This window comes from Collinsella tanakaei YIT 12063, from assembly GCF_000225705.1.
Taxonomy (GTDB): domain Bacteria; phylum Actinomycetota; class Coriobacteriia; order Coriobacteriales; family Coriobacteriaceae; genus Collinsella; species Collinsella tanakaei.
In genome coordinates this window covers 398,838-423,212 of record NZ_JH126467.1, presented here as the reverse complement: position 1 = coordinate 423,212, position 24,375 = coordinate 398,838, and the positions used below count along the sequence as shown (strand labels likewise).

34 protein-coding genes are annotated in these 24,375 nt (G+C 58.6%); 31 read left to right on the top strand and 3 right to left on the bottom strand.

What is annotated here, in order from left to right; all coding sequences use genetic code 11:
* Positions 1-16: 16 nt before the first annotated feature.
* From HMPREF9452_RS02030 to HMPREF9452_RS01900, 27 genes are all read left to right on the top strand, one after another.
* The gene (locus tag HMPREF9452_RS02030; RefSeq protein WP_009140430.1) at positions 17-1,084 is read left to right on the top strand and encodes a major capsid protein; all 1,068 of its coding nucleotides are present in this window, start codon (positions 17-19) and stop codon (positions 1,082-1,084) included.
* An 18-nt stretch (positions 1,085-1,102) separates the two neighbouring features.
* The gene (locus HMPREF9452_RS11200; protein ID WP_009140429.1) at positions 1,103-1,429 is read left to right on the top strand and encodes a Rho termination factor N-terminal domain-containing protein; all 327 of its coding nucleotides are present in this window, start codon (positions 1,103-1,105) and stop codon (positions 1,427-1,429) included.
* Positions 1,430-1,433: 4 nt separating this feature from the next.
* Positions 1,434-1,739, top strand: a complete 306-nt coding sequence (locus HMPREF9452_RS02020; RefSeq protein ID WP_009140428.1) for a hypothetical protein — start codon at positions 1,434-1,436, stop codon at positions 1,737-1,739.
* Between the two features lie 15 nt (positions 1,740-1,754).
* A complete protein-coding gene (locus tag HMPREF9452_RS11195) occupies positions 1,755-2,378 on the top strand; it encodes a hypothetical protein (protein WP_009140427.1) in 624 nt (207 codons plus the stop codon).
* Between the two features lie 30 nt (positions 2,379-2,408).
* Positions 2,409-3,920, top strand: a complete 1,512-nt coding sequence (locus HMPREF9452_RS02010) for a phage tail sheath family protein (protein ID WP_009140426.1) — start codon at positions 2,409-2,411, stop codon at positions 3,918-3,920.
* Entirely contained in the window at positions 3,920-4,426 is a 507-nt protein-coding gene (locus HMPREF9452_RS02005; protein WP_009140425.1) for a phage major tail tube protein, read from the top strand. Before HMPREF9452_RS02010 ends, HMPREF9452_RS02005 begins: the two co-directional genes overlap by 1 nt.
* Positions 4,427-4,501: 75 nt before the next feature.
* On the top strand, positions 4,502-4,885 hold the full coding sequence (locus HMPREF9452_RS02000) for a hypothetical protein (protein ID WP_009140424.1): 384 nt from the start codon (positions 4,502-4,504) through the stop codon (positions 4,883-4,885).
* 163 nt (positions 4,886-5,048) lie between these two features.
* Positions 5,049-6,998 carry a phage tail protein gene (locus HMPREF9452_RS11190; RefSeq protein ID WP_009140422.1) on the top strand — a complete coding sequence of 650 codons (1,950 nt, stop codon included), beginning with the start codon at positions 5,049-5,051 and terminating at the stop codon, positions 6,996-6,998.
* Complete coding sequence (locus HMPREF9452_RS01990) at positions 6,991-7,224, top strand: tail protein X (RefSeq protein ID WP_009140421.1); 234 nt, start codon at positions 6,991-6,993, stop codon at positions 7,222-7,224. The genes HMPREF9452_RS11190 and HMPREF9452_RS01990 overlap by 8 nt, the downstream gene beginning before the upstream one ends.
* Positions 7,225-7,227: 3 nt before the next feature.
* Positions 7,228-8,142, top strand: coding sequence for a phage late control D family protein (locus HMPREF9452_RS01985; RefSeq protein ID WP_009140420.1), 915 nt, complete (start codon positions 7,228-7,230; stop codon positions 8,140-8,142).
* Position 8,143: 1 nt separating this feature from the next.
* Complete coding sequence (locus tag HMPREF9452_RS01980) at positions 8,144-8,461, top strand: hypothetical protein (protein WP_009140419.1); 318 nt, start codon at positions 8,144-8,146, stop codon at positions 8,459-8,461.
* Between the two features lie 124 nt (positions 8,462-8,585).
* A complete protein-coding gene (locus tag HMPREF9452_RS01975; protein WP_009140418.1) occupies positions 8,586-9,122 on the top strand; it encodes a hypothetical protein in 537 nt (178 codons plus the stop codon).
* Positions 9,122-9,394, top strand: a complete 273-nt coding sequence (locus HMPREF9452_RS01970; protein ID WP_009140417.1) for a hypothetical protein — start codon at positions 9,122-9,124, stop codon at positions 9,392-9,394. Before HMPREF9452_RS01975 ends, HMPREF9452_RS01970 begins: the two co-directional genes overlap by 1 nt.
* A gap of 11 nt (positions 9,395-9,405) precedes the next feature.
* A complete protein-coding gene (locus HMPREF9452_RS01965) occupies positions 9,406-10,740 on the top strand; it encodes a baseplate J/gp47 family protein (protein ID WP_009140416.1) in 1,335 nt (444 codons plus the stop codon).
* On the top strand, positions 10,740-11,312 hold the full coding sequence (locus HMPREF9452_RS01960) for a phage tail protein I (RefSeq protein ID WP_009140415.1): 573 nt from the start codon (positions 10,740-10,742) through the stop codon (positions 11,310-11,312). Before HMPREF9452_RS01965 ends, HMPREF9452_RS01960 begins: the two co-directional genes overlap by 1 nt.
* A gap of 14 nt (positions 11,313-11,326) precedes the next feature.
* Positions 11,327-12,370, top strand: a complete 1,044-nt coding sequence (locus HMPREF9452_RS11185) for a hypothetical protein (RefSeq protein WP_009140414.1) — start codon at positions 11,327-11,329, stop codon at positions 12,368-12,370.
* A gap of 13 nt (positions 12,371-12,383) precedes the next feature.
* On the top strand, positions 12,384-12,797 hold the full coding sequence (locus HMPREF9452_RS01945) for a hypothetical protein (protein ID WP_009140413.1): 414 nt from the start codon (positions 12,384-12,386) through the stop codon (positions 12,795-12,797).
* Positions 12,798-12,895: 98 nt separating this feature from the next.
* On the top strand, positions 12,896-13,243 hold the full coding sequence (locus HMPREF9452_RS01940) for a phage baseplate protein (protein WP_009140412.1): 348 nt from the start codon (positions 12,896-12,898) through the stop codon (positions 13,241-13,243).
* 82 nt (positions 13,244-13,325) lie between these two features.
* Positions 13,326-13,652 (top strand): hypothetical protein, encoded by a 327-nt coding sequence (locus tag HMPREF9452_RS01935; protein WP_009140411.1) that lies wholly within the window; start codon positions 13,326-13,328, stop codon positions 13,650-13,652.
* Positions 13,653-13,760: 108 nt separating this feature from the next.
* Positions 13,761-14,459 carry a hypothetical protein gene (locus HMPREF9452_RS01930; RefSeq protein ID WP_040362108.1) on the top strand — a complete coding sequence of 233 codons (699 nt, stop codon included), beginning with the start codon at positions 13,761-13,763 and terminating at the stop codon, positions 14,457-14,459.
* 215 nt (positions 14,460-14,674) lie between these two features.
* Entirely contained in the window at positions 14,675-14,860 is a 186-nt protein-coding gene (locus HMPREF9452_RS01925; RefSeq protein ID WP_009140407.1) for a hypothetical protein, read from the top strand.
* Between the two features lie 50 nt (positions 14,861-14,910).
* Complete coding sequence (locus HMPREF9452_RS01920; RefSeq protein ID WP_009140406.1) at positions 14,911-15,393, top strand: hypothetical protein; 483 nt, start codon at positions 14,911-14,913, stop codon at positions 15,391-15,393.
* 13 nt (positions 15,394-15,406) lie between these two features.
* Entirely contained in the window at positions 15,407-15,625 is a 219-nt protein-coding gene (locus tag HMPREF9452_RS01915) for a hypothetical protein (protein ID WP_009140405.1), read from the top strand.
* Between the two features lie 36 nt (positions 15,626-15,661).
* Complete coding sequence (locus HMPREF9452_RS12250) at positions 15,662-15,772, top strand: CD1375 family protein (protein ID WP_009140404.1); 111 nt, start codon at positions 15,662-15,664, stop codon at positions 15,770-15,772.
* Positions 15,773-15,866: 94 nt separating this feature from the next.
* Positions 15,867-16,199, top strand: a complete 333-nt coding sequence (locus HMPREF9452_RS01910) for a hypothetical protein (RefSeq protein ID WP_147568197.1) — start codon at positions 15,867-15,869, stop codon at positions 16,197-16,199.
* 8 nt (positions 16,200-16,207) lie between these two features.
* Positions 16,208-16,486, top strand: a complete 279-nt coding sequence (locus tag HMPREF9452_RS01905; protein WP_009140402.1) for a phage holin — start codon at positions 16,208-16,210, stop codon at positions 16,484-16,486.
* A gap of 100 nt (positions 16,487-16,586) precedes the next feature.
* Positions 16,587-17,267, top strand: a complete 681-nt coding sequence (locus HMPREF9452_RS01900) for a CHAP domain-containing protein (RefSeq protein WP_009140400.1) — start codon at positions 16,587-16,589, stop codon at positions 17,265-17,267.
* 571 nt (positions 17,268-17,838) lie between these two features.
* Here the strand turns inward: HMPREF9452_RS01900 and HMPREF9452_RS01895 are convergent.
* The 3 genes from HMPREF9452_RS01895 to HMPREF9452_RS01885 form a co-directional block, all read right to left on the bottom strand.
* Complete coding sequence (locus HMPREF9452_RS01895; protein WP_009140399.1) at positions 17,839-18,885, bottom strand: coiled-coil domain-containing protein; 1,047 nt, start codon at positions 18,883-18,885, stop codon at positions 17,839-17,841.
* Positions 18,886-19,381: 496 nt separating this feature from the next.
* Positions 19,382-19,783, bottom strand: a complete 402-nt coding sequence (locus HMPREF9452_RS01890; protein ID WP_009140398.1) for a GtrA family protein — start codon at positions 19,781-19,783, stop codon at positions 19,382-19,384.
* Positions 19,784-19,935: 152 nt separating this feature from the next.
* Positions 19,936-20,349: a GtrA family protein gene (locus HMPREF9452_RS01885; protein WP_009140397.1), complete on the bottom strand. Its 414-nt coding sequence runs from the start codon at positions 20,347-20,349 to the stop codon at positions 19,936-19,938.
* 218 nt (positions 20,350-20,567) lie between these two features.
* On the opposite strand from HMPREF9452_RS01885, the gene HMPREF9452_RS01880 reads away from it, so the two are divergent.
* From HMPREF9452_RS01880 to HMPREF9452_RS01865, 4 genes are read left to right on the top strand one after another with little or no spacing between them, the layout of a single operon-like run.
* The gene (locus HMPREF9452_RS01880) at positions 20,568-21,383 is read left to right on the top strand and encodes an ABC transporter permease (protein ID WP_009140396.1); all 816 of its coding nucleotides are present in this window, start codon (positions 20,568-20,570) and stop codon (positions 21,381-21,383) included.
* A gap of 15 nt (positions 21,384-21,398) precedes the next feature.
* Positions 21,399-22,157, top strand: a complete 759-nt coding sequence (locus HMPREF9452_RS01875; protein WP_009140395.1) for an ABC transporter ATP-binding protein — start codon at positions 21,399-21,401, stop codon at positions 22,155-22,157.
* Between the two features lie 12 nt (positions 22,158-22,169).
* Positions 22,170-23,303: a glycosyltransferase family 2 protein gene (locus HMPREF9452_RS01870; RefSeq protein WP_009140394.1), complete on the top strand. Its 1,134-nt coding sequence runs from the start codon at positions 22,170-22,172 to the stop codon at positions 23,301-23,303.
* Between the two features lie 5 nt (positions 23,304-23,308).
* Positions 23,309-24,370 carry a glycosyltransferase family 2 protein gene (locus tag HMPREF9452_RS01865; protein WP_009140393.1) on the top strand — a complete coding sequence of 354 codons (1,062 nt, stop codon included), beginning with the start codon at positions 23,309-23,311 and terminating at the stop codon, positions 24,368-24,370.
* Positions 24,371-24,375 lie beyond the last annotated feature (5 nt).

Genomic DNA, 24,375 nt, shown 5'->3' with positions numbered 1-24,375 from the left:
GAAAGGAGAGTGCAACATGGCACTTGACGTTTACAGCACCACACGCCTGCTCATGGCGGTGCAGGGCATCGACCCCGCCCATTCCTTCCTGCGCGACCGCTACTTCCCCGCGACCGCAGGCTCCAACTTCGCATCCGAGTCCGTCTTGGTCGAGTACCGAGACGGCGATATGCGACTGGCCCCCTTCGTCGCTCCCCGCAAGGGCGGCGTCACTTTGACCCGCGAGGGCGAGCAGATGAAGTCCTTCATGCCCGCCAAGGTCGCGCCGAAGCGCCCCGTCTCCATCGATGACATCACCAAGCGCGGCTTCGGCGAGTCCATCTACGGCGACCTCACCCCCGAGCAGCGCGCCCAGGTGCTGGCCGTCCGCGACCTCACCGAGCTCGACCACGCCATCACGCGCCGCGAGGAAGCCATGGCCGCCGAGGTCATGACCACCAACGGCTGCGTCATGAAGGCCATCGGCGATGACGCGACCAACACCATCGATTCCGAGATCCATTTCTATGACGAATCCACCAACCCCGCGACCATGACCTTCACCAAGAAGTGGGGCGCTTCCGACGCCACCATCATCGATGACCTCGCATCCATGGCGGACGCGCTGACCTCCAAGGGCCTGCCCGCCACTGACTTCGTGTGCAGCCCCGATGTGGCCGCCGCCATCATCAACAACGCGCAGGTGCAGAAGCTGCTCGACATCCGCCGCTTCGAGATGGGCAACGTCGCTCCCAGCTTTGATGACCCGAGCGCCGCGACCGTGGCCGTCCTCAACATCTACGGCCAGATGATCAACATCATCAGCTACAACAAGACCTACACCAACGATAAGGGCAAGGTCGCCCAGTACATCGCCAAGGGCACCGGTGTCATGACCGCCCCCGGCGCTGGCACCACGCTCTACGGCGCTGTTTCCCAGGTCGAGCAGGCAGACGGCGAGTTCCACACCTACACCGGCTCCCGCGTCCCGCAGTACATCTCCAGCGCCGAGGGCGGCGTCCGCACGCTGACCCTTACCGCGCGCCCGCTGCTGGTGCCCGTCAACAAGAACCCCTTCATCAGCGCCACGAGCCTGCTGGCCTAGTAAAGGAGGTGCGTGCATATGGTGCGCATCATCAAGGGCACGTTCATCTACTACGATGGTCGATTCCGCGTGCCCTATAAGGCCGGCGAGACGCTCGAATGCGACCCCGACCTAGAGCGCAGGCTGGTGGAGGTAGACCGCATCGCGGAATTCGTGAGCGCGGAACCCTCCACCCCCTCCACCACCACAGATGAGGTGGAGGAAGCGCCCGAGCAGGTGGAGGAAGCCATCGACCTCGAAGACATGACAAAGGCCGAGCTAATCGCTTACGCCGAAGCCAACGGCATCGAGGTAGAAGCGAAATCCCGCAAGGCCGAGATCATCGCCGCCATCAAGGCGGTGTAGCGCGATGTCGTTCAAGCTGGACGTGTACCGCGACCTTGCCGAGGTCTTTTTAGACATGGATGAGTTCGCGGACGTCCTGACCGTTGACGGCATCGAGATGGTCGGTGTGCTGGACGAATCCGAGCGCGATGACGGAGACCGCGATATGGGCATCCCCGCCGCCACGCATGTGCTGTACGTCAAGAGCGACCAGCTCCAACGGCGCACTCCCGTGGGCGGCAACATGGTGGTGGACGGCATCGCGTACGGCGTATCCAGCTACCGCGAGGACATGGGGCTGACCGCAATCGGCCTCATCCGTTACGAGTAAAGGAGTGGTGGAGACATGAGCGTGGTGCAGACGGTCAACACGTTGATGGACTGGCTCAAGACCGAGGTGTGTCCCAAGGTCACCCTCAAGGCCCCGCCCGACAACTCCACCAATCCCGCCATGCAGCAGAGCGCGGACGGCTACGACTACAGGCTCGTGCATCCAGCTGTCCTAGGGATGTACTGGCCCGCCGACCGCGCCCAGCTGCCACCCCAGGTGGAGACAACGCATCCGGGCATCATGGTACAAGTGCTGGACGGGGAAGAAGACGCCGCGAACATGCGGCAGACCCTCCACATCCGCCTGCACTTGGGCGTGTGGAACCCCGGCATCCACGGGCGCGACGTGTGGCATCCGTCCGAGGTCGGATACGTCCGCGGAGAGGACAGGGACTTCGCGCCGCGCTATGACGAGTGCTGGCAGGACGCGTGGAACTTCATGGACACGCTGCTCCGAGAGCTACGGACGCATGCCGCCTACGGCGAGGGCGTGACCCCCGTGCGCGGCGAGCCTATCAACTTCGGGCCATACTCCGAGCAGGGCGCAATCCTCGACCTATATCCCTACTGGTTTAGTTGGGTGGACGTGGCAGTGCAGCAAGCGACCGCCGAGAATATCGATTATCAAGACTATTTGTAAACATATATACACGCACAAGGAGGTGCGCAAATGGCAGATACCTATCTGCACGGAGCCTACGGCCACATCGATGCGAGCATCGTCAAGAAGACCGTCACGTCCGAGACGGTGCCGGTCTACATCGGCACTGCGCCCGTGGGTCTGGTGCGCGGCTACGCTGGTAAGGACGTGGTGAACAACCCCGTCAAGATTACCTCGCTGGCCGACGCCAAGGCCAAGGTCGGCTACAGCCAAGATTTCGCGAGCTACACGCTATGCGAAGCCATCGCCGCGCATTTTGACAACGGTGGAGACGGCGTAGGCCCGATCTACGTCATCAACGTGCTCGACCCCGCGCAGCACAAGAAGTCTCCCGAGACCGAGAAGACCATCGCCATGGCCAAGGGTCGCGCGAGCTTCACGAGCGACACCATCGTGCTCGACACGCTCAAGGTTAAGAACGAGGCTGGCTCAACCACGTACAACGAGGGCACGGACTACACCGTGGACTACCTCTACAACGCCACGGCGCAGACGGTCGTCATCAGCAAGGTCGGCGATACCATCGCTGACGGCAACATCAAGGTGACTTACACCGAGATGGACGGCTCCACCGTTGATTCCGCCGATGTCATCGGCATGGCGTCCGAGACCGGCGAGTACAGCGGCATCGCGGCTCTGCGTCTGGTCTACCAGAACCTGTTCGTGGTGCCCAACCTCATCGCCGCGCCCGGCTGGTCTCAGGACAAGGACGTGTACGCAGCGCTCGTGTCCGCCGCGCAGAAAATCAACGGCCACTGGGACGCCATGGTAGTGGCTGACCTTCCCGTGGTCGATTCGTCCAAGCAGGCAGTGGACACCATCGCGAAGGCGCAGGACTGGAAGGCCAAGAACGGATTCGATTCCGAGCGCTCCATCGTCTGCTGGCCCATGGCCGTGGACAAGTCCGACCGCCGCTTCCATCTGTCTTCTCTGGTCGTTGCCGCATCCCAGCAAATCGACCAAGAGCACAAGGGCGTGCCGTTCGAATCCTGCTCCAACAAGGCCGTTCCCGTGGTCAAACAGTTCTTTGGGGACAACTCCAAGAACCGCGGATTTGACCAGCAGACGGCGAATAGCCTGAACGAGCACGGCATCACCACCGTGGTCGGCTGGGCGGGGGAGTGGGTCTTGTGGGGCAGCCACACCGCAGCCTACGCTTTCGATGACCCCACCATGGACGCCCGCGCCATCTTCGCGACCTCGATGCGCATGCTCATGCACATCACCAACGGATTCCAGGCGGAATGGTCTCCCGAGATCGATGGCCCCATGACCCGCGCACTCAAAGACCGCATCGTGAACCGCGAGCAGGAGAAGCTGGACGCCTACGTGACGGTCGGCGCACTCATCGGCAAGCCGAAAATCTACTTCGAGGAAGCCGAGAACCCCGTGAGCAACCTCATGAACGGCGATTTCCGTTGGGACATGCAGGTCACGCCGACCCCGCCGCTCAAGTCCGCCACGGCCTACGTCTCCTACACGGACGAAGGCTTTTCCGCTTATTTCGGAGGTGAAGCATAATGGCATGGCTCGACATCGTAGGCGCTGTCGCTGCCAACACCGTCTACGTGGACGGTGCTCTGGTCGCGAAGAACGCCACCGTGACCCTGCCCGAGGTCACCCCCGTTACCTCCGAGCTCAAGGCTGGCGGCACGGTGGAGATCCCCATCCCCGCGCAGGTGGAGGCGATGGAGGCTACCGTGACCCTCGCTGGCCCCGACGCAGGTATGAAGAAGGCCGTGGCCTTCGGAACGCACAACGTGGAGGTGCGCTGGGCGCAGGACGTGCTATCCAACGATGGCACCTCGCGCACGGTCGGCTGCAAGGCGTTCATGCGCGCCACTCCCAAGACCATCCCAGGTCTATCCGTGGAGGTCGGCAGCGCACAGGAAAACGAGCTGACGCTTGGCGTCACCCGCTACCAGCTGTTCGTGGACGGCGAGGAGATGTTCCTCATCGACCAGCTCAACGACATCTTCCGCGCGAACGGCACGGACTACGGCAGCGCAGTGGTGGAGCTGCTCTAATCCCTCCACCACCTCATAGACCATCTGGGGCGTCTCACTTGTTCGGGACGCCCCTCCTTTTTTAAGGAGCTAATCGTGCAAACAGTCAAATTGTCCAAGCCCCTGGCCGTCAACGGCGCCGAGCGCGACCACATCGACCTCGACTTTGATTCGGTGACGGTGGAGGGCTTCTTGGCTGCCACCGATGCGGCGGCCAAGTGCCACAAGGGCAACATCGGCATCATCATGTCAGAGAACGATTCGGCGCTGCATCTGCAGGTCGCTTACCAAGCGGCCATGGCAGCCGACCAATCGCTCGACTCCACCGACCTCGACCGTCTGTGCCTTAAAGATGCGATGGCCATGTCGGCGGCTGGACGTTTTTTTACCTTGGGCGCCTTGGAGGGCCTGACGCTAGATCAGTCAGGCGAGGAGTCCGAGCCTACGCAAAATGCTTCAACGAAAGCCCCCGCGAAATAAGGCAGATGGGAATGCTCGACTTCTTCCGCGAGCTATCAGAAGCGGTGGAGGACGCCGAGGAGGAGCAGAAGCAAATCGAAAAGAAGATTAAGGCGGAGCAATCGCGGCAAAAGTTCAGGTCTCCGCGCCGCCGACATTGATAACAGCATAGGGGGTGGACGAGATGGGCAAGGGCAGGGAGCTGCAAGCCACCATCAAGCTGCTCGGAAAGATGGATCCGTCCGTTAGCGCTGCTCTCAACAAAGCCGAGAAGATGACCAGCTCGGCAAACAAGCGGCTGATGAACATGGGTGGGGCGGCGCTGAAGGTCACGGCACAGGCGGCAACCGCCGTAGCCGGAGCGGCAGCATCCGCCGCCGCCGCGATAGGCACCGCTTCTTTAAAGAGCTACGCGAGCTTCGAGCAGTTGTCGGGCGGCGTCAAGGCCATCATGGGTGACGAGATCTACCCGTATATCCAAGGGCTCGCGGACGATGCGTACGCAACCGCAGGCATCTCGTCAAACGCATACCTCGACCAGGTGACGTCCTTCTCCGCGTCGCTCATGAAGTCGCTCGGCGGTGATACGCATGCGGCGGTTGACCGTGCAGATATGGCAATCAAGGACATGTCCGACAACGCCAACCGCATGGGCACCGACATCGAGACCGTGCAGGCGACGTACCAATCGCTCATGCGCGGCTCGTACGCGATGCTGGACAACTTGCGCCTCGGCTACGGCGGCACGAAGGAGGAGATGGAGAAGCTTGTCGCTGACGCTTCGAAGCTTACGGGCGAAGCGCTCGACCCCGAGAATTTCGGTGACGTCATCAAGGCTATCCACGCGGTTCAGGAGAACCTTGGAATCACGGGTGCCACCGCAGACGAGGCGGCTACGACCATCGAGGGTTCCGTGAACTCGATGAAGGCGGCGTGGAGCAACTGGCTCACTGGTCTTGGCAACGAGGACGCCGACATGTCCCAGCTGACCGACAACCTCGTGAAGTCCATAGACAACGTGGCGAAGAACGTTCTGCCGCGCATCAACCAGATCGCGGGGCAGATGATGGAATCGCTTCCGGATATGCTCGCCGGGGCTGCTTCCAAGATAGCGCCCGTGCTATCCGAAGCGCTCGCGGGGGCTTGGAACATGGCCGTGTCGGCGCTCGGGTCTCTCGGAATACAGCTCCCGAACATCGACGCCGGCGGCGTCATGTCGGCCTTGTCCAGCGCGATGGAATCCATTAAGCCGGTCATAGAAGCCGTGGGACCTCCTCTTACGAATCTGGCTAATGCGGTTCTGCCCCCGCTATTCTCGGCCATATCGAACATCATCCCGTTGATTTCGGCGATAGCCACCGCGATACTTCCTCCGCTCATCAACTACATCACGCCTATAGCCTCCGTCATCGCGAACATCGCATCTGCCGTGCTCCCCATGCTCACGAGCGCTGTTCAGTTCCTCACGCCCGTGATCCAGGCGGTGCTGCCTATCGTCATGGGGCTGATAGGAGCTTTCAACGGCGTGCTCGGCGTAGTGAACAGCGTGCGAGGCATCTTCACAACGGTTGCAAGCCAGGTCATGCCAGCCGTCAACAGCGCTATAGCGTCCATGTACGGCCCCATCCAGTCCGCTGCCAGCTTCTTCATCGGCCTGTTCAACGCGATACAGCCGGTGTTGGGCGCTCTCGGCTCCATCATCAGCCTTGCTGGACGAGCTGCCGCGAAGCTCGCGGAAATCGGCGGAAGCATCATCGGAGGCATCGGCGGCCTGCTTGGCTTCGCAACCGGCGGATTCACGGCTGGCCCGTCCATCGCCGGCGAAGACCCGCGCTACCCAACCGAAGCGGTCATTTCGTTTAACCCCGCCTACCGTGCGCAAAACCTCAGGTACTGGGCGATGGCGGGACATATGCTCGGCGCTCGCTCCGGTGGCTCTTCCTCCACCTCCTCTGGTGGCGGTGGAGGTTCCGTCAGCTACGACCTCAGCGGTATGACGTTCTCGCCGAACGTGATAGTTCGCGGCAACGCGAGCAAGGATGACATCGTGGCCGCGATCATGCAGTGCGAGGGCGATTTCATGGACTTTGTTATGGATGCGCTCGCGCGGCGCGAGGAGGCTGCCTATGTCTAATCGCAAGGTGGAGGTCAAGGGCTACAAGGCCTACGTGTGCAGGCAAGGGGATTCATTCGACCTCTTGGCGGCGCAAGCCTACGGCACCGAGACGATGGCTCACGTCATCGCGCAGGAGAACCCCGACTACATAGACGTGCTGCTCTTCGATGGCGGCGAGACCATCCGCCTGCCGCTGGTGGAGACGGTGGAGACTCCCGACACGCTGCCACCTTGGCGGCGATAGCCTATGCAGGTCATATACGAGGGCGTGGACATCTATCCGGAGATTAGCGTAGGCCGCTGCTGGCACGACATGCGAGCATATGGCGCGATGGACAGCCTGCAAGTGGACTTCGGAGACATTAACGGCACATGGGACAAGTGGAACCCCAAGGCGGGTGACACCATCGAGATTAAGGACGGTGCCGCCCGCACTGGCAAGATGTACATCGCGCACGTCACGCCTAAGTCAAGCCAGATGCAGGTCACGGCGTACCCCGCGCCGCAGTCGATGCGCGAGCGCCGCAACAGATCGTGGCAGCGCGTCCGTCTGCTGCAACTGGTCAGCGAGATAGCGCGGACTAACGGCATGGAGTGGGAGAGCTACGGACTGGACAATCCAGAGTACGCCTACGTTGAACAGGACAACGAGAGCGATTTGGCGTTTTTGAACAGGCGCTTAACGCTTGAGAGCGCCGCGCTCATCATCTTCGACGGCAAGCTCATCGCTTACAGCGCACCGTGGATGGAATCGCAGGAATCGAACGGCGAGGTGGAGATACGCGCGGGACTTGATTACACGTTCCGCGATGACAGCAACCTCGCTTACGGTTCATGCACCGTCACGGACGGCTCCACCACCTCCACCTTCACGGTTGGACAAGGTAAGAGCCTTAACCGTGTCATCCAGGGACGGATTAGCAACGTTGCGGAAGCGTCCAGATTCGCCAAGGGTCTGCTCCGCGAAGCCAACCGCGATGCGGTGGAGATGACCATACGCACGGATAGCATGCTCAGGCAATATGCGGCTGGCTCCGTGCTGACCCTCCACGCCGACAAGGCGGCGAGCTGGGACGGCAAGGCATTCGTCAAAGCGATGCGGCACGACTACTACGACAGCCGCTGCAAGATTTGGCTCACTAAACCATTGGAAGGGTACTGATATGGCAGAAATCCCGCCCATCTTCAAGGCTCGCGTATCCACGCTGGACGGCTCGACCGCGAGCGTCCTGCCGCTGGTGGCCGATGGCGTGGTCACGCGACCGTTCCCCCTCCACTTCTCGATGCGCGGCGGCATGTGCCCGCTCAACGTCGGCGATGAGGTGGTGTGCGCCAAGTTCGCGGACGGCACGGGAATCGTCCTGTGCCGAGCGGACGGCGAGTGGTCGGCGAGCGTCCCCACGGACGTGACGATCGGCGGAGTGAGCTTCAAGGGACACACGCACTCGGGCGTCCACGGCGAGACCGGCACGCCGCATTAAACGCAACCAAAACAACCGAAATCAGCGGTTTAATCGCGTTTCAGGGCAAAAAACTGCGAAAAACGCAATTAAAACGTTCTGAAACGCCTATATCGCTTCGTTTTAGAAATCGGGAGGTGCCGCCATGGGCGTGCAAGCCGAATGGTCGGGCATACGGTGGGAGATTTCGCCCGACCAGATAAAACCGCTCGAATCAATAGCCGCCAAGCGCTCCGTGTCGGTCGAGCGCAACGAGGAGAAAGAGGGCGAGCCGGCAACGCAGACGGTGGCCTTCGACCTCATGACCATCGATGTGGACTACACCGTCAATCGCGGTGCCACGGGAGAAGACCCGCGCTCCGTGTATGGTGCATGGCGGAGGTTGGTCGGCACGTACGCGCCGTTCTATCTGGGCGGTCGCAAGTTCCTAGGCGATTTGTTCCTGCTGACCAGCGCCGATTGCAGCGACATCATCATGGACGGCTCGGGCAATTTCCAAGAGTGCAAGATTTCGCTCAAGTTTGAGGAATACGCCCAAGAAGCATCTGGACTTAAAGCCCAGAAGGGCGCGGCAACCGAACTCAAGCCCGGCATCTTCGAGCAGACCGCGACCAGCGCCGTGAGCGTAGGCCCCTCCACCTCTCAGGCGGCTGGCAAGATTCCGACCAACGCGGGGATGTGATGAGCATGCTTTCAACCGGTAACGGAAGGCCGCAGGTGTGCGCGTTGAACCTAGTCCGCATCGTGCGCGGCGAGGTGCCGTACGCGCGTGCCAAGGGCATCGACCGTGCGCTCATAGACCTGCCATCCACGGAGAGGTGGAGGGTGCGGCCTGACGCGCAGTGGGTGGTCGAATCTTACGAGCCGCGCGTTGTAGTCGATGACGTGACGCTCGATGTGCTGACCGATGGAATGGACGGGGACAACGCCGTCACGCTTTCAATCTCAGACTAAGGAGGTTTCGCATGGCAGACGAAATCAATCTCGTGGACGTGGATACCTCCACCATCTACAGCGATGTGCTGGTCAATCTGGAGCAAGGCGTTAGCGAAGCGCTCTACCCCGGTGACGAACGCCGAATCTTCGGCGAAGCGCTGGTGGCGGTTCTGGCAACGTACCTAGCGAAGGCCAATGACGCATCGCGCCAGACATTCCTGCGCTACGCTCGCGGCAAGGTGCTTGACGCGCTTGGCGAGCGCCTTGGCGTGGAGCGCATCGCGGCTACGCCAGCGACCACAACGCTCAAGTTCACGCTGAGTGCCGCGCAAACTGGAGCTATCACCATCCCCGCGATGACGCGCGTCACCACGGACGGCACGATCTATTTCAGAACCACGGCGGCATGCGTCATAAACGCGGGGCAGCTCACGGGAACCGCTCCCGCCGAATGCGAGACGGCGGGCGAGGTCGGCAACGGCATCCTCGTTGGAGATGTGGCTACGCTGGTAGACCTCCAGCCCTACGTCAAGGCCGTGCAGAACATGACCGTGACGAGCGGCGGCGATGACGGCGAGCCTTACACAACGGACGGCGATGACCGCTACCGCGAGCGCATCAAGCTGGCACCGAACAGGCTCTCCACCGCTGGCCCCGAGCAGGCGTACCGCTACCACGCGATGAGCGCCAACGCCGACATCGTGGACGTGGCTGTTTTCTCAGAGACCTACACCGACACAAAGACGTGCAAGCCGGTGAACAACCACGTGTACATAGGTGGAGACCTGCTGGAGCCTGACGAGCTTTTGACCGTCAACGGCAGGGCCACGGACTTCACGTACGTCTACGCAGATTCACTGCTAGACATCACGCTTACGGGTTCCCTCGCGTCTCAAAGCACAGTGGAGGTCGCGGTGCAGCGCCGTATGGACGGGCGAGTCAAGGTAGTCCCGCTCATGGAGGGCGGCAGGCAGCCCGATGATGACGTGGTGGAGCAGGTAGCAAACGCTGTCAACGACCGCACGGTGCGCCCCATGACCGATGTGGTGACGGTGGAGAAGCCGACCTACGTGGACTACGGAATCCAGCTCTCCTATACCACCACCGTGGAGGACGAAGCCACCGTGGTACAAGCGGTGGAGGGGGCTGGCGGCGCCATCGAGCGCTACAAGTCCGAGCAGTGCGAGGTGCTTGGTCGCGCCATCAATCCCGATGTGCTCAAGACGTACGTCATGCAGGCGGGAGCGTTGCGCTGCGACGTTAAGCAGCCCGTCCACACGGCGGTCGGCACCACGCAGGTAGCGCATTGGAACGGCACAACTAAAGCCACGCACACGGTCGAGCGCACGGCGGGGTGGTCGTGATGCGGCTCAGCGATCTAGAGATGCGGCGGCTGCTGCCGTCATGGATGCAGGCGGACGAAGCGGACATAGCGCTGGCGCAGGGTGTGGACGATTCCATAACCCGCGCCGCCCCGCAGCTGGCGAGCCTGACCATCTGGGACGCGCTGGACGTGCTGCCGGAGTCCGCGCTCGATGAGCTTGCGTGGGCGCTCGACATCCAGTGGTGGGAGGACGGCGCGAGCATCGCAACCAAGCGCGACCTCATCCGCAACAGCGACCTGGTACACATGCGGCTCGGCACGGTCGCGGCGGTCGAGAGCGTGGTCGCGTCCTACTTCGGCACGGGCAAGGTGCGCGAATGGACGGAGTACGGCGGTCTGCCGCACCACTTCAAGGTCTATACAACAGACCCGAGCGCGGTCGCGGAGAACCTCGACCTGTTCCTAACCATGCTCGAGAAGGTCAAGCGCAAGTCGAGCGTGCTGGACGGCATCGAAATTGGACTGATGGGGTCGCAGGTCGCGCACGTGGGAATCTCCACGCGCATCACGAGCGCGGACACCATCGACCTCGGTTATAGCAACCACAAGTAAAAGGAGGTGGAGATTTGAGCGGATTTGACGTCAACGCAATCACGGACGCTGGCAGCCTGCTAATCGCCAAGGTCATGGCGAGCAAGGGCAGCATCACGTTCACGCGCATCGTCATGGGTGACGGCTACATGCCATCCAGCCAAGTGCCCGAGCACATGACCGCCGTTGTGTCTCCTAAAGCGACCATGGAAATCACCAAGTGCGAGGTGACGGGCAACGGCGCGGCGGTGGTAGGCGGCAGGTACGACAACAGCGAACAATCGCAGGACTTCGAATGGCGCGAGCTGGGTCTATATGCCAAAGACCCCGACCTCGGCGAAATCCTGTATAGCTACGGAAACACCGGGGAGAGCGCCGAGACCATCCCCGCTGGCGGTGGAGCCACGGCTATCGAAAAGCTCATCGATGTGGTGACGTACGTTGGCAACGATGTGAATGTCACGGCGGAGTTCGCGCCGTACGTGGTTCCATCTGCTGACGAAATCACGATTACCAACAAAGACAACCGTCTCAGCGTCAAGGACGGCGGTCTGCAGCTCAAGCACGCCGCGATCGTTGACGCAACTGGCGGCTTCGTATCGTATGACGGCACGGATGAAAAGGTCAACGAGTTGATCGCGCAAGCCGAGGTCAAGGTTGACGGCACCACGATCTCGCGAAATGCGAGCCAGCAATTGCAGGTCAAGGACGGCGGTATCACCAGCGCGAAACTCGCGGCGAATAGCGTCACGGCTGACAAGATGGCAGACGGCAGCGTGGGCACCGCCGAGCTGGTGGCTGGCGCCGTCTCCACCGCCAAGCTTGAGAGCGGCGCGGTCACAACGGATAAGCTGGCCAATTCATCGGTCGGCCCCGCCAAGCTGATGCAGAAATCCGTCCAGCCACAGCATATCAGCGACCCCGCCGCTCACCGCAACGCGATGGGCTTGGGCAACACGCTAGCGGCGCTTGACGTGGCGCACGGCGGCACGGGGCAGACCACGATAGACGGTGTGCGCAAGGCCGTGTTCAATTTCCCAAGCAATGACGAGCTTCTGACCTACCTAGGTCTCAAATAAGGAGGTGGAGGTTATGGCGATTCAGGGTGACGAGCCGACCAGCTCTGCCAACGTCAAGGCGCTGACAGACAACCTCAAAACATGGGTGACAAGCCAAATCGACTCGGCGAAGACGTGGACGAGTTCGCAGATTACGACCGCGATTAACAACCTCAAGAAAACGACCCCGCAGGAAAAGCAGCTTTTCTACAACGCGGATGGAGCGAGCGAGGGCACGTACAACGCGAGCGGATGCAGGATAGCCCGCATCAGCTACGCAAATAAAATATCGAGCAAAACTTACCACTACTACGTTGTCGAGGTGCCGTTTACCAGCGGAGATGTGAAGATAGACGCGACCGGCATCACTACCACGCATATCACATTCAATCGTGCTGGATTCAAGTCAAGCGGCGTGAATGTTATCAGAGTTGTAGGAATCATCTAGGAGGACGCATATGCCAATCAGTGATGACCAGCCCGTATCGATCGGGAACTTGAAGGCTATTTTTGCAAAAGATAGCGGGGGGGGGTCTCATAAATAGCATGTACCCCGTGGGCAGCATCTACATGAGCGTGAACTCCACCAACCCCTCCACCTTGTTCGGCGGCACGTGGCAGCAGATTCAGGGCAGGTTCCTTTTCGCGGCTGATTCCAAGCATGCAGCTGGCAGCACTGGCGGCGAGGAGACGCATAAGCTGACGGTGGATGAGATGCCGAGCCACAGCCATACGATTAGAGGCTATTCGTTTCAAGATTCTGATTCGAGCACAATCTCATTCGGCAAGCTTAACAGTTCGGAATATCAGAGTACGGATAGCGTTGGTGGAGACCAACCCCACAACAACATGCCGCCTTATCTATCCGTGTACATCTGGAAGCGAACAGCGTAAAGGAGATATCAAATGGCAGTGTCAGACGCGCAGCCGATTAGCGCGGCTAATCTTAAAGCAGTCTTTAATCGTGGCGGGGGGGGTGCTCATAGCAAAGGAGCTTTACCACGATGAGACAGGCTCCCCAGACGTCACGCTGAGCGAGGACGTTAAAAACTTCAAGTTCATCCGCGTGTTCTTCTCGATCTCCACGAAGCGGACGGGCAAAGACCCAGACCCGTTCTACTTCCTCTCGCAGGACGTGAGCATGCCTGAGGGGGACGGCTGCGCGATATTCATCAACGGTTACAACCCTGCGGATGGTTGGGTCGCGAGTATCGATGGTAAGCGGGTCTACCACTCGACCTATTCGAGCAGCTCGAAAGAGTACGACCAGCTGCATATACACAGGGTCATAGGTTACAGATAGGAGCGAGCACATGCCAATCGCACCAGACCAACCAATCTCCACCTCCAACCTCAAGGCAGCCATGCAAGCGGCTGAAAATAAGTGGGGGGGGGTATCCCAGAAGCTAGAGTGCTCTACTACGGTGTGAAGAACAACACCTCCGGCACAATTACGAGCGGCACAAGCAGTACCGTGACGATTGATATGGAGGGGTACAGAGCCATCGTCATCGTGCCTGCAGACGCAACCATCGGAAGCGAGCTTGTCCTCAAATCAGATATGAAGGACGGCTACTACCAATGGAGGTACAACATCAATGACGGCGGATACAAGTTCACGCTGTTGCCAGACGGTAGATGGAAGATATTCAGTAACAACCGTTACGGCGGCGCTGGCTCCAAAATCGCCGCGATTATAGGAATTAAGTCATCCACCAAGATAACGGAGGTATCCACCATGTCTATCAATTCCGACCAGCCAATCAGCGCTGGCAACCTCAAGGCGGCGCTCGATGGGCTGACGGGGGGGTCGCTCCTGAAAGCTAAGCTACTAATCGAAGCCCCGAGCAACGCCGGCCGCAATTTCAGCGGGACGCTCTCCGACAGCATCGAGAACTACGATTTCATCGCATTCTTCAACATTTGTCAAAGAACGAGCAAGGGCGGCCACGACAACACGTTCTTCGCATTTCATCGCGGCAAGAAAGATATCAAATACACAAACACTGGCGTGGAAGTCACCGTTACCAACGGCACGCAGCTCACGTTCAAGGGCAGCGGGTCTAGCAGCGATTACTACTTCGTTGCCGCCATTGGCTTCAAACTCTAACCAACCAAACCAAACCAAATAAACCGGAGGTGCCAAATGGCAATCTCATCTGAGCAACCTATCAGCGCGGCGAACCTAAAAGCGGTGGTCGAGAAGCTGATGGGGGGGGGTATCTCCCTGAGACGTTGCTAGCGGACGGCAGCAACGCGTCTAGCAATGTCTCGCGCTACGGCAACTTGAGCGACTTTCAGCGGTTCGATGTGGACGTCCGTTGCATGATTGGAATGGGCAATTATAAAATCAGCAGAATGACGCTGCAAGCGAAAGTCGGAGCGACCGCGACCATTCAAGAAGACTACGGCAACGTCACCGTAACCATCAAGAACGACGTTATCAATGGATTCTCAATCGTGCTCGATGGGCAATATGCTGACATTATCCACGTTGTCGGCTACCGCTAGCACCTCCACCTCCACCAACCGAATACCTCCACCATCCGAAAGGAGCAACCATGAAACTAAACCAACTCACGCTCATCAGCTACGCGATCGACGGCGATTCCGCGTGCTTCATCCTCGACACCGACCTCGCCACGGCGGTCGCTTTGGACGGACAGGCGCTCAAGGTCACCACCGACGCGGGCGATGACGTGGCCGCGATGGACGGCCATAAGGTCGTTGCCGCCGTGAAGCAGGAGGACGGCTACATCGCGCTCCACACCGCGCGTGCCCTCGACCCCCAGACCGCCGAGAGCATCAAGGCGCTGGAGACCAACCTCGCCGTTGCAAAGAAGGCGGCTGACGCGGCGCAGGACACCGCCGACGCAGCGCAGCAGAGGGCCACCGACACCGAGGGCGCTGCCGCCGAGCTGGGCGTCATCGCGTCGCAGGCAATCAGCGACGGCACCGACACGCAGGCGGCTGTTGCCGAGCTTGGCGGCATGGTGGCTGATTTGACCGTCCGTGTAGAGGCGCTGGAAAGCGCCAAGGGATAGAAAGGATTGACCCATGAACATCGTCATCAACGCAAGCGATGATGCCAGCGTGGAGGTCTACGTTGACTCCACCGAGCGGTGCGGCGCGGACGTGGAGGGCGCGGTGGCCGAACTCGGAGCAGCCGTCTCCACCAACACCGACGCAATCGCCGAACTCGGCGCTCTGGCGTCCGATACCCAGACCGCCGCAGCCGAGCTGGGCGTGGCGGTATCCGATTTGACAAATTGCTAGGCATAGGGTCTGGCAAGCGATTTTAAGGAGTTAGAAATGGCAAAGCTCTACTACAACATGATCCACGCAGGCACTTGGACGATTGAGAAGGTGCCCAGCCTGTGGAAGAAGAAGGTCGAGGAGATGCTGGCGGCTGACAACGCCTAGCGCATCAACCAGCGACGAACGCATGCCCCCGTCATCAGCTTGGCGGGGGCTTTTTTTATCACCAACGACCCCGAGGGGAGGGATGCCAGTGGACATGGGAGACCTGGCATACCAAGTCCTGCTGATGGTGGTGTCGCTCGCGCTCGGTGCCGCCGCGCAGGGCATCCGCAACGCCAAGCGCGACCGTGAGGAGAACAAGCGCGAGCTGCAAGAAGCCATCGACGCCGAGCACTCCGTCCTGCAGCTGCTGCTCTACTACCGAATTAAAGACGAGTTTCACGTCCACATCGGCAAGGGCGAGCCTATGCGCCCAGCCGAGCGGCGCGACCTCGACCGCATGTACCACCTCTACCACGATGAATACGGCGGCAACGGCGGCGGCACGGCGATGTACAAGCGCCTGTGCGAGCTGCCGATTGAAGACTAGGAGGACATATGACTACGACTAAGAAGCAAGACCCCTCCACCACCACCAAGCTGGAGCTGCCGGACATCCCGGACGAGGTGGAGGTCAAGGACTACATGAGGTATTGGCTCCCCGCGTGGCTCTACGACGTGCTGAAGTGGCTGGGCGTGCTGGGCATCCCAGCCGTCGGCACGTTCTACGCGATGTTGGAGCTTCCGTGCGCGGACGAGGTGACGAAGGTGTGCCTGGCGCTTACCACGCTGTTCGGCTCAATTCTCGGACTCAGCGCCGTCACGGCGCGGAAGTAGGCGGAAAAGATGGCAGAGCTTACCAGCGAAGAGAAGAATCAAATCGAAGCGCAGGACTCAACGGACGTAGGAGACGTGGCAGAGGTGGAGGTGGTCGATTATGGCGAGCGCTAACAAGGTGCTGTCCATCGCAGCGGGCGAGGTCGGCTACTCCCGCTGGGATGACCCGCAGGCTGGCACCAAGTACGGGCGCGCCTTCGCCGAGAAGGTGGGCAACTCGTACTACGGCAACTCAGGCGTGCCCTACTGTTGCATGTTCGTGTGGTGGGTGCTCGACAAAGCGGGGATGACCGTCCCCGGCATGCCCACGGCGTCATGCACAACGCTCCGAAACGCGTGCGCAAACGCTGGGATGATCGTGTCCAAGATGAGCGCGCAGCCCGGCGATATCGTCATCTTCGACTGGCCCGGCTCGCGCGACGGCGCGAACGACCACGTGGGCTTCGTGGAGTTGAACAAGGGGAACTACATCCAGACCATCGAGGGCAACACGTCCAGCGGCGCATCCGGCTCGCAGGGCAACGGCGGCGTGGTCGCTCGCCGCACCCGCGATTGGTCTGTGGTACAGGACGTCATGCGCCCCGTTTACACGGGGGACAAGCCACTGCCCGACGCGCTGAAGAAGTACACCGACCTAGACGCTGAGGCATGGTACATCGACCCGCTCGACAAGGCCGTCCGCGCTGGCATCCTGAGCGGAAACGCCGACAAGCTGCGACCGAACGACACCGCGACCCGCGCAGAGGTGGCGGCGATGCTCGCGAACGCGCTGAAACTGTAGACACGATTCACCCCTCTCCACCATCGCGGTGGGGAGGGGCGTTTTTTTGTGCCGCGATTGGGTGAGCGGCATCGCGTATAATCTCCCTAGGCACGCGGCTCAACTACATGGGCCGCACCGCCACCGCCGATGACGCGCTGCGGTGGGGGCGGTAGAGCGCGAGGGTAGCAGGGACCCAGACCTGCATCGGTCGGTGGCAGACGTGCCATCGGCCGTTTTTTTATGCCGCGATTCGGTGCCGTGTTATCATCTAACCGCCGAATCCGTCGGCGTATCACCAGCCCCTGCGATGGTCGCTGGGGCTTTTCTTTCTCGCTCGATAAGTGGCGGTCGCATAAATTAAGCCCCTTCGCCGGTATGGTGGAGGGGCTGTTTTTATACATAACAGAATAGAATATATCCAAATCAACCGCCGCTAACTGGTATTAGATGTGATACCAATCAGCGGCGGTTCTAAACCTGAAAAATATCCCAAGCGTATCCCTAGCTGCTGTTTTAACTAGAGTTATACGCTCTTAAAAACGAATAACTAGAGTTAAACGCGCTTGTTGTTGTTGCGCGAACTTATTCATTAAATCTTCTGCATCTCGGAAAGCGTGTTGTTGTACCAATGGTACCAATTGGGCGGGCAGTACTTCTTAGCCGCTTGAACGCTAATCGTGTAGCCATAGCCGCGGGCAAGTCCGCGCACATGGGTATCGATGGCTTCTTCCCAGCTTGAGAAGTCGATTGCACCCCAGCCCCAGGCGTTATGCTCGCGGAAGCAATAGGCTCCCTTTGAGCTTTCGGTGTTGGAGATTGCGGGGGACCAGCGGGGGTCGACACCGTATTTCCAGGCAGCGGCTGCAAAGGTCGCGCCGTAGCCTTCGAGAGGGGAGCCTGCAAGGTAGGCATCGATGCGTGCAGACCACTTGGCAACAAAGCTGGCCTCGTCGGTGTTCCAGTTGACGCCGGACGTGTCGGGCAGGACCACTGATGAGCTCTCTTCGGTGCCGCCAGCAAGCTCACTGGATGCCTGCTGAAGCGCTGCAAGCTCGGAAGCGGCCTCCTCGTCTGCTTTCTTTTGAGCGGCCTCGCGGAGTTTCTGAGCCTCGGCAAGAGCGTTGGAGGCCGCCTTGGCCTCTGTGTCTGCCTGGGCCTTTGCCTGCTCGAGCTCTACCTTCGTCTGTTCAAGCTGCTTTTGGGTTTCATTGAGCTCTTCGAGCGCGCTGGTGTTGGAATCTTTGATCTGGTTCATGTAAGCCATCTGGGTGAAGAACTCGTCGAAGGACTGGGAGTTCAGGATGAAACTCATGAACGGATTGGATGCCTTTTCATACTTGTACATATCGCGCATGACCTGGCTGGCCTTGCGCTGCTGCTCGGGGAGCTTGGCCTCGAGCTCGGCGATAAGCGCATTGTTCTCATCAATCTGGGCCTGGAGCTTCGCGACATTCTCTGTTGCCTTGTCATAGGCGGCGGCGGAATCCTCAAGCTTTTTCTGGGTCTCGGTCAGCTGTGCCTCAGTCTCCTGGGTAACGGCCAGAGCGGTTGTAGGGCACAGCGCGGTACCCGAAAGCGCGAACGCCAACGCAGCGCCGATAACGAGAACCTTGTGAGTATGTCCATAATTGCGCATGTACGTATCCTTCGATAGCAGACAACGTGCGAAATCTTTTTGCAGGCCATAGTATATACCTGACTTCGAGTTGAACTTGAACCTTAGACTTCTTTAAGGGTCAAGTTGAAGGTTTAGGATAGTCAGCTACCTGCAAGTTTGATGAATTGTGAAGCAACTATAGAGTTTCAAGTTCACGTTTAAGGTTAGGCTCTTGGGTAGATTCTACCCTTGAGAGCGCTACAAAACCATGCGACAACCAGCGGATATCGTACATATGTCGCGCCTTGGCTTCATCCTAAATCGATACGCGCTGATACCATTGTTTAAGTGCGTGCAGCTTGGATGCAAGCGCGTGAGGATTGCGCTGCCTTCGCGGGCGAGGCTTAGTTGAAAGACAAGCGCGTGGATACCTTTTGAGATATCCACGCGCTTGAATGCGTCCTTGAGGATGCCCGGCTTATTCGAAGCCAAATGAGGTGTGGCTTGGTGATGGCCACGATGCCGGGGATTGTTATTAGTTGTTGCTGAGAAACTTCTTGCGTGAGAAGAAGTTGTACCACGTCACCAAAAACGTCGAGATGAGTTTCATTGCCTGGTAACCAATATTGAGCATGGTAACCCCGACAAACATATACAGATCGTTCAGGCCAAGCCCCACGGCTGAAAGGATGGCGAAGATAGTGAACTCGCGCTTGCGGCTCATGCCCTCGCGATGGTCGAAAACGTATCTCATACTCAGGACATAGCTGATTATCACGGAAACGATAAACGATACCGTGGTGCTGAAGAACAGGTCTGCCTCGCACGCTTCTACTAAAAACATGAGGAGCGCGTAGTCGACAGCCAGTGACGTTAGTCCAACAATGGCGAATTTGCCGAATTGCTTTGTATTTTCTTGAGTCAATGCAGCTCGCACCAAAACCCCTTACAACAGAGTGTATGTCAAGAACTATAAATATATTGTCAGCAAAAGGTAGGCTGCTCTCGGTGAAACTACAGGCGCACCACATATCGCCGCGGTGCGCTTGTAGGGTTTAGGGTGAATCTGTTGTTGCGGGATTAAGAGGCTTACTGTTTTTCTGCATCTCCTCCGGCATCTCCGCCGTCGAGGAAGATCTTCCTGGTAATGAAGTTCCATACCATCACGATTGCCGTTGCCGCGATCTTGACAATTCGGTAATCGATGGATGCGATCTCGGTGCCCGCCCACATGATTGCATCATTTATAAGCAAGCCTGCGACTGAGAGGGCGATGAAGATTGCAAACTCGCGCTTTCGACTCATATCGCTCTTGTGACTGAAGACATACTTCATGCTCGCGAGGTAGTTGAAAACAACGGAAACGATAAACGAGACCGTGGCAGAGGCGACGGGGGGTATGCTGAATACCTCAGTAAGCAGCACCATGACCCCATAATCGATGACGAAAGCGATAACGCCGACGACTCCGAATTTCATGATTTGCGTGATCAAATTCCTCATGAGTTGCTCCAAGCTTTGTAACAAGAATGGTTCAGTGATGTTAGGTGAACTCATGCTTTTACTAAGCGGGCGATGCCTGGCAAAAGCTCGATTTATATAAAAACAGCATGCCGCATGTTCAACAGCCGTAGATTTATTGAACCGCTTTCTGCAAAATATCGCTGTGCTACCATGTTTTGCGTATTTGACTGCATTTGCTCTTTGTAAGGGGTTCAATCGTGTCAACAAAGGCCAAGCTCGGAAAGAGCCACGCATCGAGCGCGCTTGCCAAAGACATCTTTATTCTCAAGCAGCTTGTAAGCAAGGATTTTAAGCTTAAATATCGACGCAGCGTCTTGGGCGTTGTCTGGAGCGTTCTTAACCCGTTGCTCATGATGGTTGTCATGAGTATTGTTTTCTCGTACATGTTTGGTGGGTCTGTAGAGAATTTCCCCCTGTACCTCATTGTCGGTAACGTTACGTTTTCCCTTATGAGCGACTCAACCAACGCCGCTCTTTGGTCGATTATCGATGCGGCTCCGCTTCTTAAGAAGGTTAAGGTCGATCGCTTTGTTTTTCCGGTGCAGAAGGTTCTCTTTGCGCTGGTCAACTTTGCGTTCTCGTTGATTGCGGTTGCGTTCGTTATGCTGTGGTTCAGGGTTGTTCCCACCTGGCATCTCGTCATGCTTCCCGTGGTTCTCGTCCTCCTCATGCTCTTCTGCATCGGTATCGGTCTCGCCATCGGTTCCCTTGCGGTTTTCTTCAGGGACATTATTCACCTTTGGGGAGTCATCATTTTGGCTTGGACGTATCTGACCCCTATCTTCTGGGATCTTCAGCTTTTGATCGATAAAGCCGCGCCCGTTTGGATCATCACGCTTGTTAAGGTGAATCCCATGTACAACTACATCACGTTCATGCGCGATATCTTCCTTTGGCAGCAGGTTCCCTCAGCTACCGTTTTTGGTCTTTGTTGTTTTTGGGCCGTTCTCGCCCTGGTTATTGGTTTGCTCATCTTCCGTAAGACCGAGCACAAATTCATTCTTTACGTTTAGGCGAGGTTTGCGCTCATGACAACTTCAATTCAAGACAATGACTACGCTATCGAGGTGAAGGATGTCTCTATGGTCTTCAATATGGCCAGCGAGCAGCTTAATAGCCTCAAGGAATATTTCATCAAGATCGCCAAGCGCGAACTATTCTTCAAAGAGTTCCGTGCTCTTGACCATATTTCCTTTAATGTGCCCAAGGGCGAGGTCGTGGGCCTTATGGGCACCAACGGCTCCGGTAAATCCACCATGCTTAAAATCATCGCTGGCGTTCTGGAGCCCACTGAGGGCGAGGTTGTTGTTCGCGGAAACATCGCCCCTCTCATTGAACTTGGTGCAGGTTTCGATCTCGAGTTGACCGCACGTGAGAACATCTACCTCAACGGTTCGCTTCTGGGCTATACCCATGAGTTTATCGACCAGCATCTGGACGATATCATTGAATTTGCCGAGCTTCGCGATTTTATGGACATGCCCTTGAAGAATTATTCGAGCGGCATGGTTGCGCGCATCGCTTTCGCTATCGCTACCGTCACGGAACCGGACGTTCTCATTGTTGATGAGACTCTGTCCGTTGGCGACGTCTTCTTCCAGGAGAAGTGCGAGCGACGCATTCAGAGCTTCATCGATTCCGGCAACGTCACCGTCTTGTTCGTCAGCCACAGCATCGACCAGGTCGAGCGCCTCTGCAAGAGCTGCGTGTGGATTGAGAAGGGCAGGCAGCGCATGGTCGGTCCGGTGGAGGAAGTCTGCAAGGCTTACCGCAACCAGTTCAACTAGCACGGCATTGCAATGGATACCCTAATAAGGGCGGGCGCGCCGCGCGTGTGCCGCAATGATCCCAATGCCGCCGCTACGACGTCCGTCGCGCCTTTTTTCTCCATCATCATGCCAAGCTATGGGGTGGAGCGCTATATCGAGGCGGCTTTGGACGATGTCCAGGCGCAAACGTTCGGCGATTGGGAGCTGATCGTGGTGGACGATGGCTCGCCGGACAACGCCGCCCAGCTAGTCCGCGAGCGCATGGCCGCTGATTGCCGCATTCGCTTGGTCCGGCACGATGCTAACCGCGGGTTATCCGCTGCACGCAACACCGGGCTTTCGCATGCCCGCGGTGCCTATGTGTGGATTCCCGATCCCGATGACAGGTATGACCGCACGCTGCTCGCGCGCGTTCACGCTGTCCTCACCGACACTGCCGCAGATGCGGTTGTCTTTGGCTGCACAGAGGAGTACTTCGACGCCAAGGGCAACCTCACCGGGTCGCGAAGCATCGTGCCTCCGGTTTCCGGCGTCGCGTCCGGCGATGCGTTGCATCGCAGCGTTCTCGACCTTGAAGAGGCGACGCTTTACGGCTACGCCTGGAACAAGGTCTACAGGCGCTCTGAGCTCTCAGACCTTGCGTTTGAAACCGTCCCGCTTATCGAGGATATCCTGTTCAACATCGCGTTCTTCCAAAACGCCAGCGTTTGCGTGTTTTTGGACGATGCCCCCTATCGCTACGCCAAACGGCTTAACGCCAACCTCACCAATAAGTTTGTGCCTGAGTACTACCAGGTTCACAGGCGCCGCATCGAGGCCCTTTTTAACCAACAGCGCGCGTGGGGGCTCGATAACCAAGAGGTGCGCAGCCGCCTGGGGTCGCTCTACGGTCGCTTTATCATGAGCGCCCTGGAGAGAAATTGCGATTCGCGCGCGCATCTTGACCGTGCGGGCCGCATCGCCTGGTGCCGCTCTCTTTTTGCGGACCCGCTGTTTTTGACCCTTATTCCCGGCGCCACCTCACGGGGTGGAAAAGTTCTTAGCTTGGGGCTTGCCGTATTGAAAACGCGCTCTGTCCTTGCTTGCTGCGCGCTCGGCAGGCTTATCCATCTGGTTCGCGGTTCTGGCTCCCGTATGTACGCGCAATTGAAGATGCAGAGGTGATGACGATGTCTTGTACGCAAACGGATGGATCCAAAGGTTACTCCAAGGTCCTTACCATCGCCATCCCTTCCTATAACGTCGAGCGCTACCTTGAGCACGGCCTTGCAAGCTACTGCTCGCCCAAGCTGGAAAGCGGGTTGGAGGTTATCGTCGTCGACGACGGTTCCACCGACGCCACCGCCCTCATCGCCGAGTCCTTTGTCAAGCGCTCTCCGTCGATCTTCACGGTCATCTCTAAGGAGAACGGCGGCCACGGATCCACCATCAACGCGGCGTTGCAGCAGGCTCGCGGCAAGTACTTCCGTGTGGTCGATGGCGATGACTGGGTGTGCACCCAGGGACTTATCGATCTGGTTGAACGTCTTAGCAGCCTTGACTGCGATCTGGTGATCGACAAGAAGCGCGAGGTCCACATGGTGACGGGGGAGAGCACGCTGTTCGAGCTTCCCGATGGCATCACGCCCGGGGACGTCCTTTCCTTTTCCTCGGTGTGCGGGGCCCATCAGGCCGCGTCGCAGATCATGATCCATACGCTCACCGCCAAGACCTCCTATCTGCGCTCTACCGGCCTTCAACTGTTGGAGCACACGTTTTACGAGGACTACGAGTACATTCTCAAGGCGAGCGCTCCCGCGCGCGATATCGTCTTTTACGATATCGAGGTCTACCAATACCTGGTGGGCAACGCCCACCAAAGCGTTAGTTTTGAAAACTACGTCAAGCGCTGGGGCGACCATACGCGCGTGGTGGATGAGGTGCTGGCCTACCTCGAGCGTTGCGAGAATGGAGAGGTCCTTGCATCCGGTACGGATGGCCCGTTGGGGACGCAGTCACTCGATTACGTACGCCACAAGGCGCATCTCATCATAGATACGCACTACAACATCGCGCTTTTGTTTGACGAGGACAGGGCTCGGGGCCGTGCTCGCGCCGCGGCGTTTAGGCAAGACCTCAAAAATCGCAATCCGGCGCAGTGGAAGTTGGGGGAGAAACGGTATAGGGTTGCATTGCTCTTCAATCGATTGGGTATCTCGTATACTCGCATGAGTAACATTCTCGGGCGCTAGGCGCG

Excerpts from the sequence above, each read along its gene's own strand:
- HMPREF9452_RS12250 (WP_009140404.1), top strand. The coding sequence starts at position 15,662 with ATGGCAAAGCTCTACTACAACATGATCCACGCAGGCACTTGGACGATT.
- HMPREF9452_RS01870 (WP_009140394.1), top strand. The coding sequence starts at position 22,170 with ATGGATACCCTAATAAGGGCGGGCGCGCCGCGCGTGTGCCGCAATGAT.
- HMPREF9452_RS01980 (WP_009140419.1), top strand. The coding sequence starts at position 8,144 with ATGGCAGAAATCCCGCCCATCTTCAAGGCTCGCGTATCCACGCTGGAC.
- HMPREF9452_RS11200 (WP_009140429.1), top strand. The coding sequence starts at position 1,103 with ATGGTGCGCATCATCAAGGGCACGTTCATCTACTACGATGGTCGATTC.
- HMPREF9452_RS01945 (WP_009140413.1), top strand. The coding sequence starts at position 12,384 with ATGGCGATTCAGGGTGACGAGCCGACCAGCTCTGCCAACGTCAAGGCG.
- HMPREF9452_RS01975 (WP_009140418.1), top strand. The coding sequence starts at position 8,586 with ATGGGCGTGCAAGCCGAATGGTCGGGCATACGGTGGGAGATTTCGCCC.
- HMPREF9452_RS11195 (WP_009140427.1), top strand. The coding sequence starts at position 1,755 with ATGAGCGTGGTGCAGACGGTCAACACGTTGATGGACTGGCTCAAGACC.
- HMPREF9452_RS01885 (WP_009140397.1), bottom strand. The coding sequence starts at position 20,349 with ATGAGGAATTTGATCACGCAAATCATGAAATTCGGAGTCGTCGGCGTT.
- HMPREF9452_RS01985 (WP_009140420.1), top strand. The coding sequence starts at position 7,228 with ATGCAGGTCATATACGAGGGCGTGGACATCTATCCGGAGATTAGCGTA.
- HMPREF9452_RS01920 (WP_009140406.1), top strand. The coding sequence starts at position 14,911 with ATGAAACTAAACCAACTCACGCTCATCAGCTACGCGATCGACGGCGAT.
- HMPREF9452_RS02010 (WP_009140426.1), top strand. The coding sequence starts at position 2,409 with ATGGCAGATACCTATCTGCACGGAGCCTACGGCCACATCGATGCGAGC.
- HMPREF9452_RS11190 (WP_009140422.1), top strand. The coding sequence starts at position 5,049 with ATGGGCAAGGGCAGGGAGCTGCAAGCCACCATCAAGCTGCTCGGAAAG.
- HMPREF9452_RS01900 (WP_009140400.1), top strand. The coding sequence starts at position 16,587 with ATGGCGAGCGCTAACAAGGTGCTGTCCATCGCAGCGGGCGAGGTCGGC.
- HMPREF9452_RS01925 (WP_009140407.1), top strand. The coding sequence starts at position 14,675 with ATGATTGGAATGGGCAATTATAAAATCAGCAGAATGACGCTGCAAGCG.
- HMPREF9452_RS01865 (WP_009140393.1), top strand. The coding sequence starts at position 23,309 with ATGTCTTGTACGCAAACGGATGGATCCAAAGGTTACTCCAAGGTCCTT.
- HMPREF9452_RS01990 (WP_009140421.1), top strand. The coding sequence starts at position 6,991 with ATGTCTAATCGCAAGGTGGAGGTCAAGGGCTACAAGGCCTACGTGTGC.
- HMPREF9452_RS01875 (WP_009140395.1), top strand. The coding sequence starts at position 21,399 with ATGACAACTTCAATTCAAGACAATGACTACGCTATCGAGGTGAAGGAT.
- HMPREF9452_RS01895 (WP_009140399.1), bottom strand. The coding sequence starts at position 18,885 with ATGCGCAATTATGGACATACTCACAAGGTTCTCGTTATCGGCGCTGCG.
- HMPREF9452_RS01970 (WP_009140417.1), top strand. The coding sequence starts at position 9,122 with ATGAGCATGCTTTCAACCGGTAACGGAAGGCCGCAGGTGTGCGCGTTG.
- HMPREF9452_RS01915 (WP_009140405.1), top strand. The coding sequence starts at position 15,407 with ATGAACATCGTCATCAACGCAAGCGATGATGCCAGCGTGGAGGTCTAC.
- HMPREF9452_RS02020 (WP_009140428.1), top strand. The coding sequence starts at position 1,434 with ATGTCGTTCAAGCTGGACGTGTACCGCGACCTTGCCGAGGTCTTTTTA.
- HMPREF9452_RS01960 (WP_009140415.1), top strand. The coding sequence starts at position 10,740 with ATGCGGCTCAGCGATCTAGAGATGCGGCGGCTGCTGCCGTCATGGATG.
- HMPREF9452_RS01910 (WP_147568197.1), top strand. The coding sequence starts at position 15,867 with ATGGGAGACCTGGCATACCAAGTCCTGCTGATGGTGGTGTCGCTCGCG.
- HMPREF9452_RS01905 (WP_009140402.1), top strand. The coding sequence starts at position 16,208 with ATGACTACGACTAAGAAGCAAGACCCCTCCACCACCACCAAGCTGGAG.
- HMPREF9452_RS01940 (WP_009140412.1), top strand. The coding sequence starts at position 12,896 with ATGTACCCCGTGGGCAGCATCTACATGAGCGTGAACTCCACCAACCCC.
- HMPREF9452_RS02030 (WP_009140430.1), top strand. The coding sequence starts at position 17 with ATGGCACTTGACGTTTACAGCACCACACGCCTGCTCATGGCGGTGCAG.
- HMPREF9452_RS02005 (WP_009140425.1), top strand. The coding sequence starts at position 3,920 with ATGGCATGGCTCGACATCGTAGGCGCTGTCGCTGCCAACACCGTCTAC.
- HMPREF9452_RS01965 (WP_009140416.1), top strand. The coding sequence starts at position 9,406 with ATGGCAGACGAAATCAATCTCGTGGACGTGGATACCTCCACCATCTAC.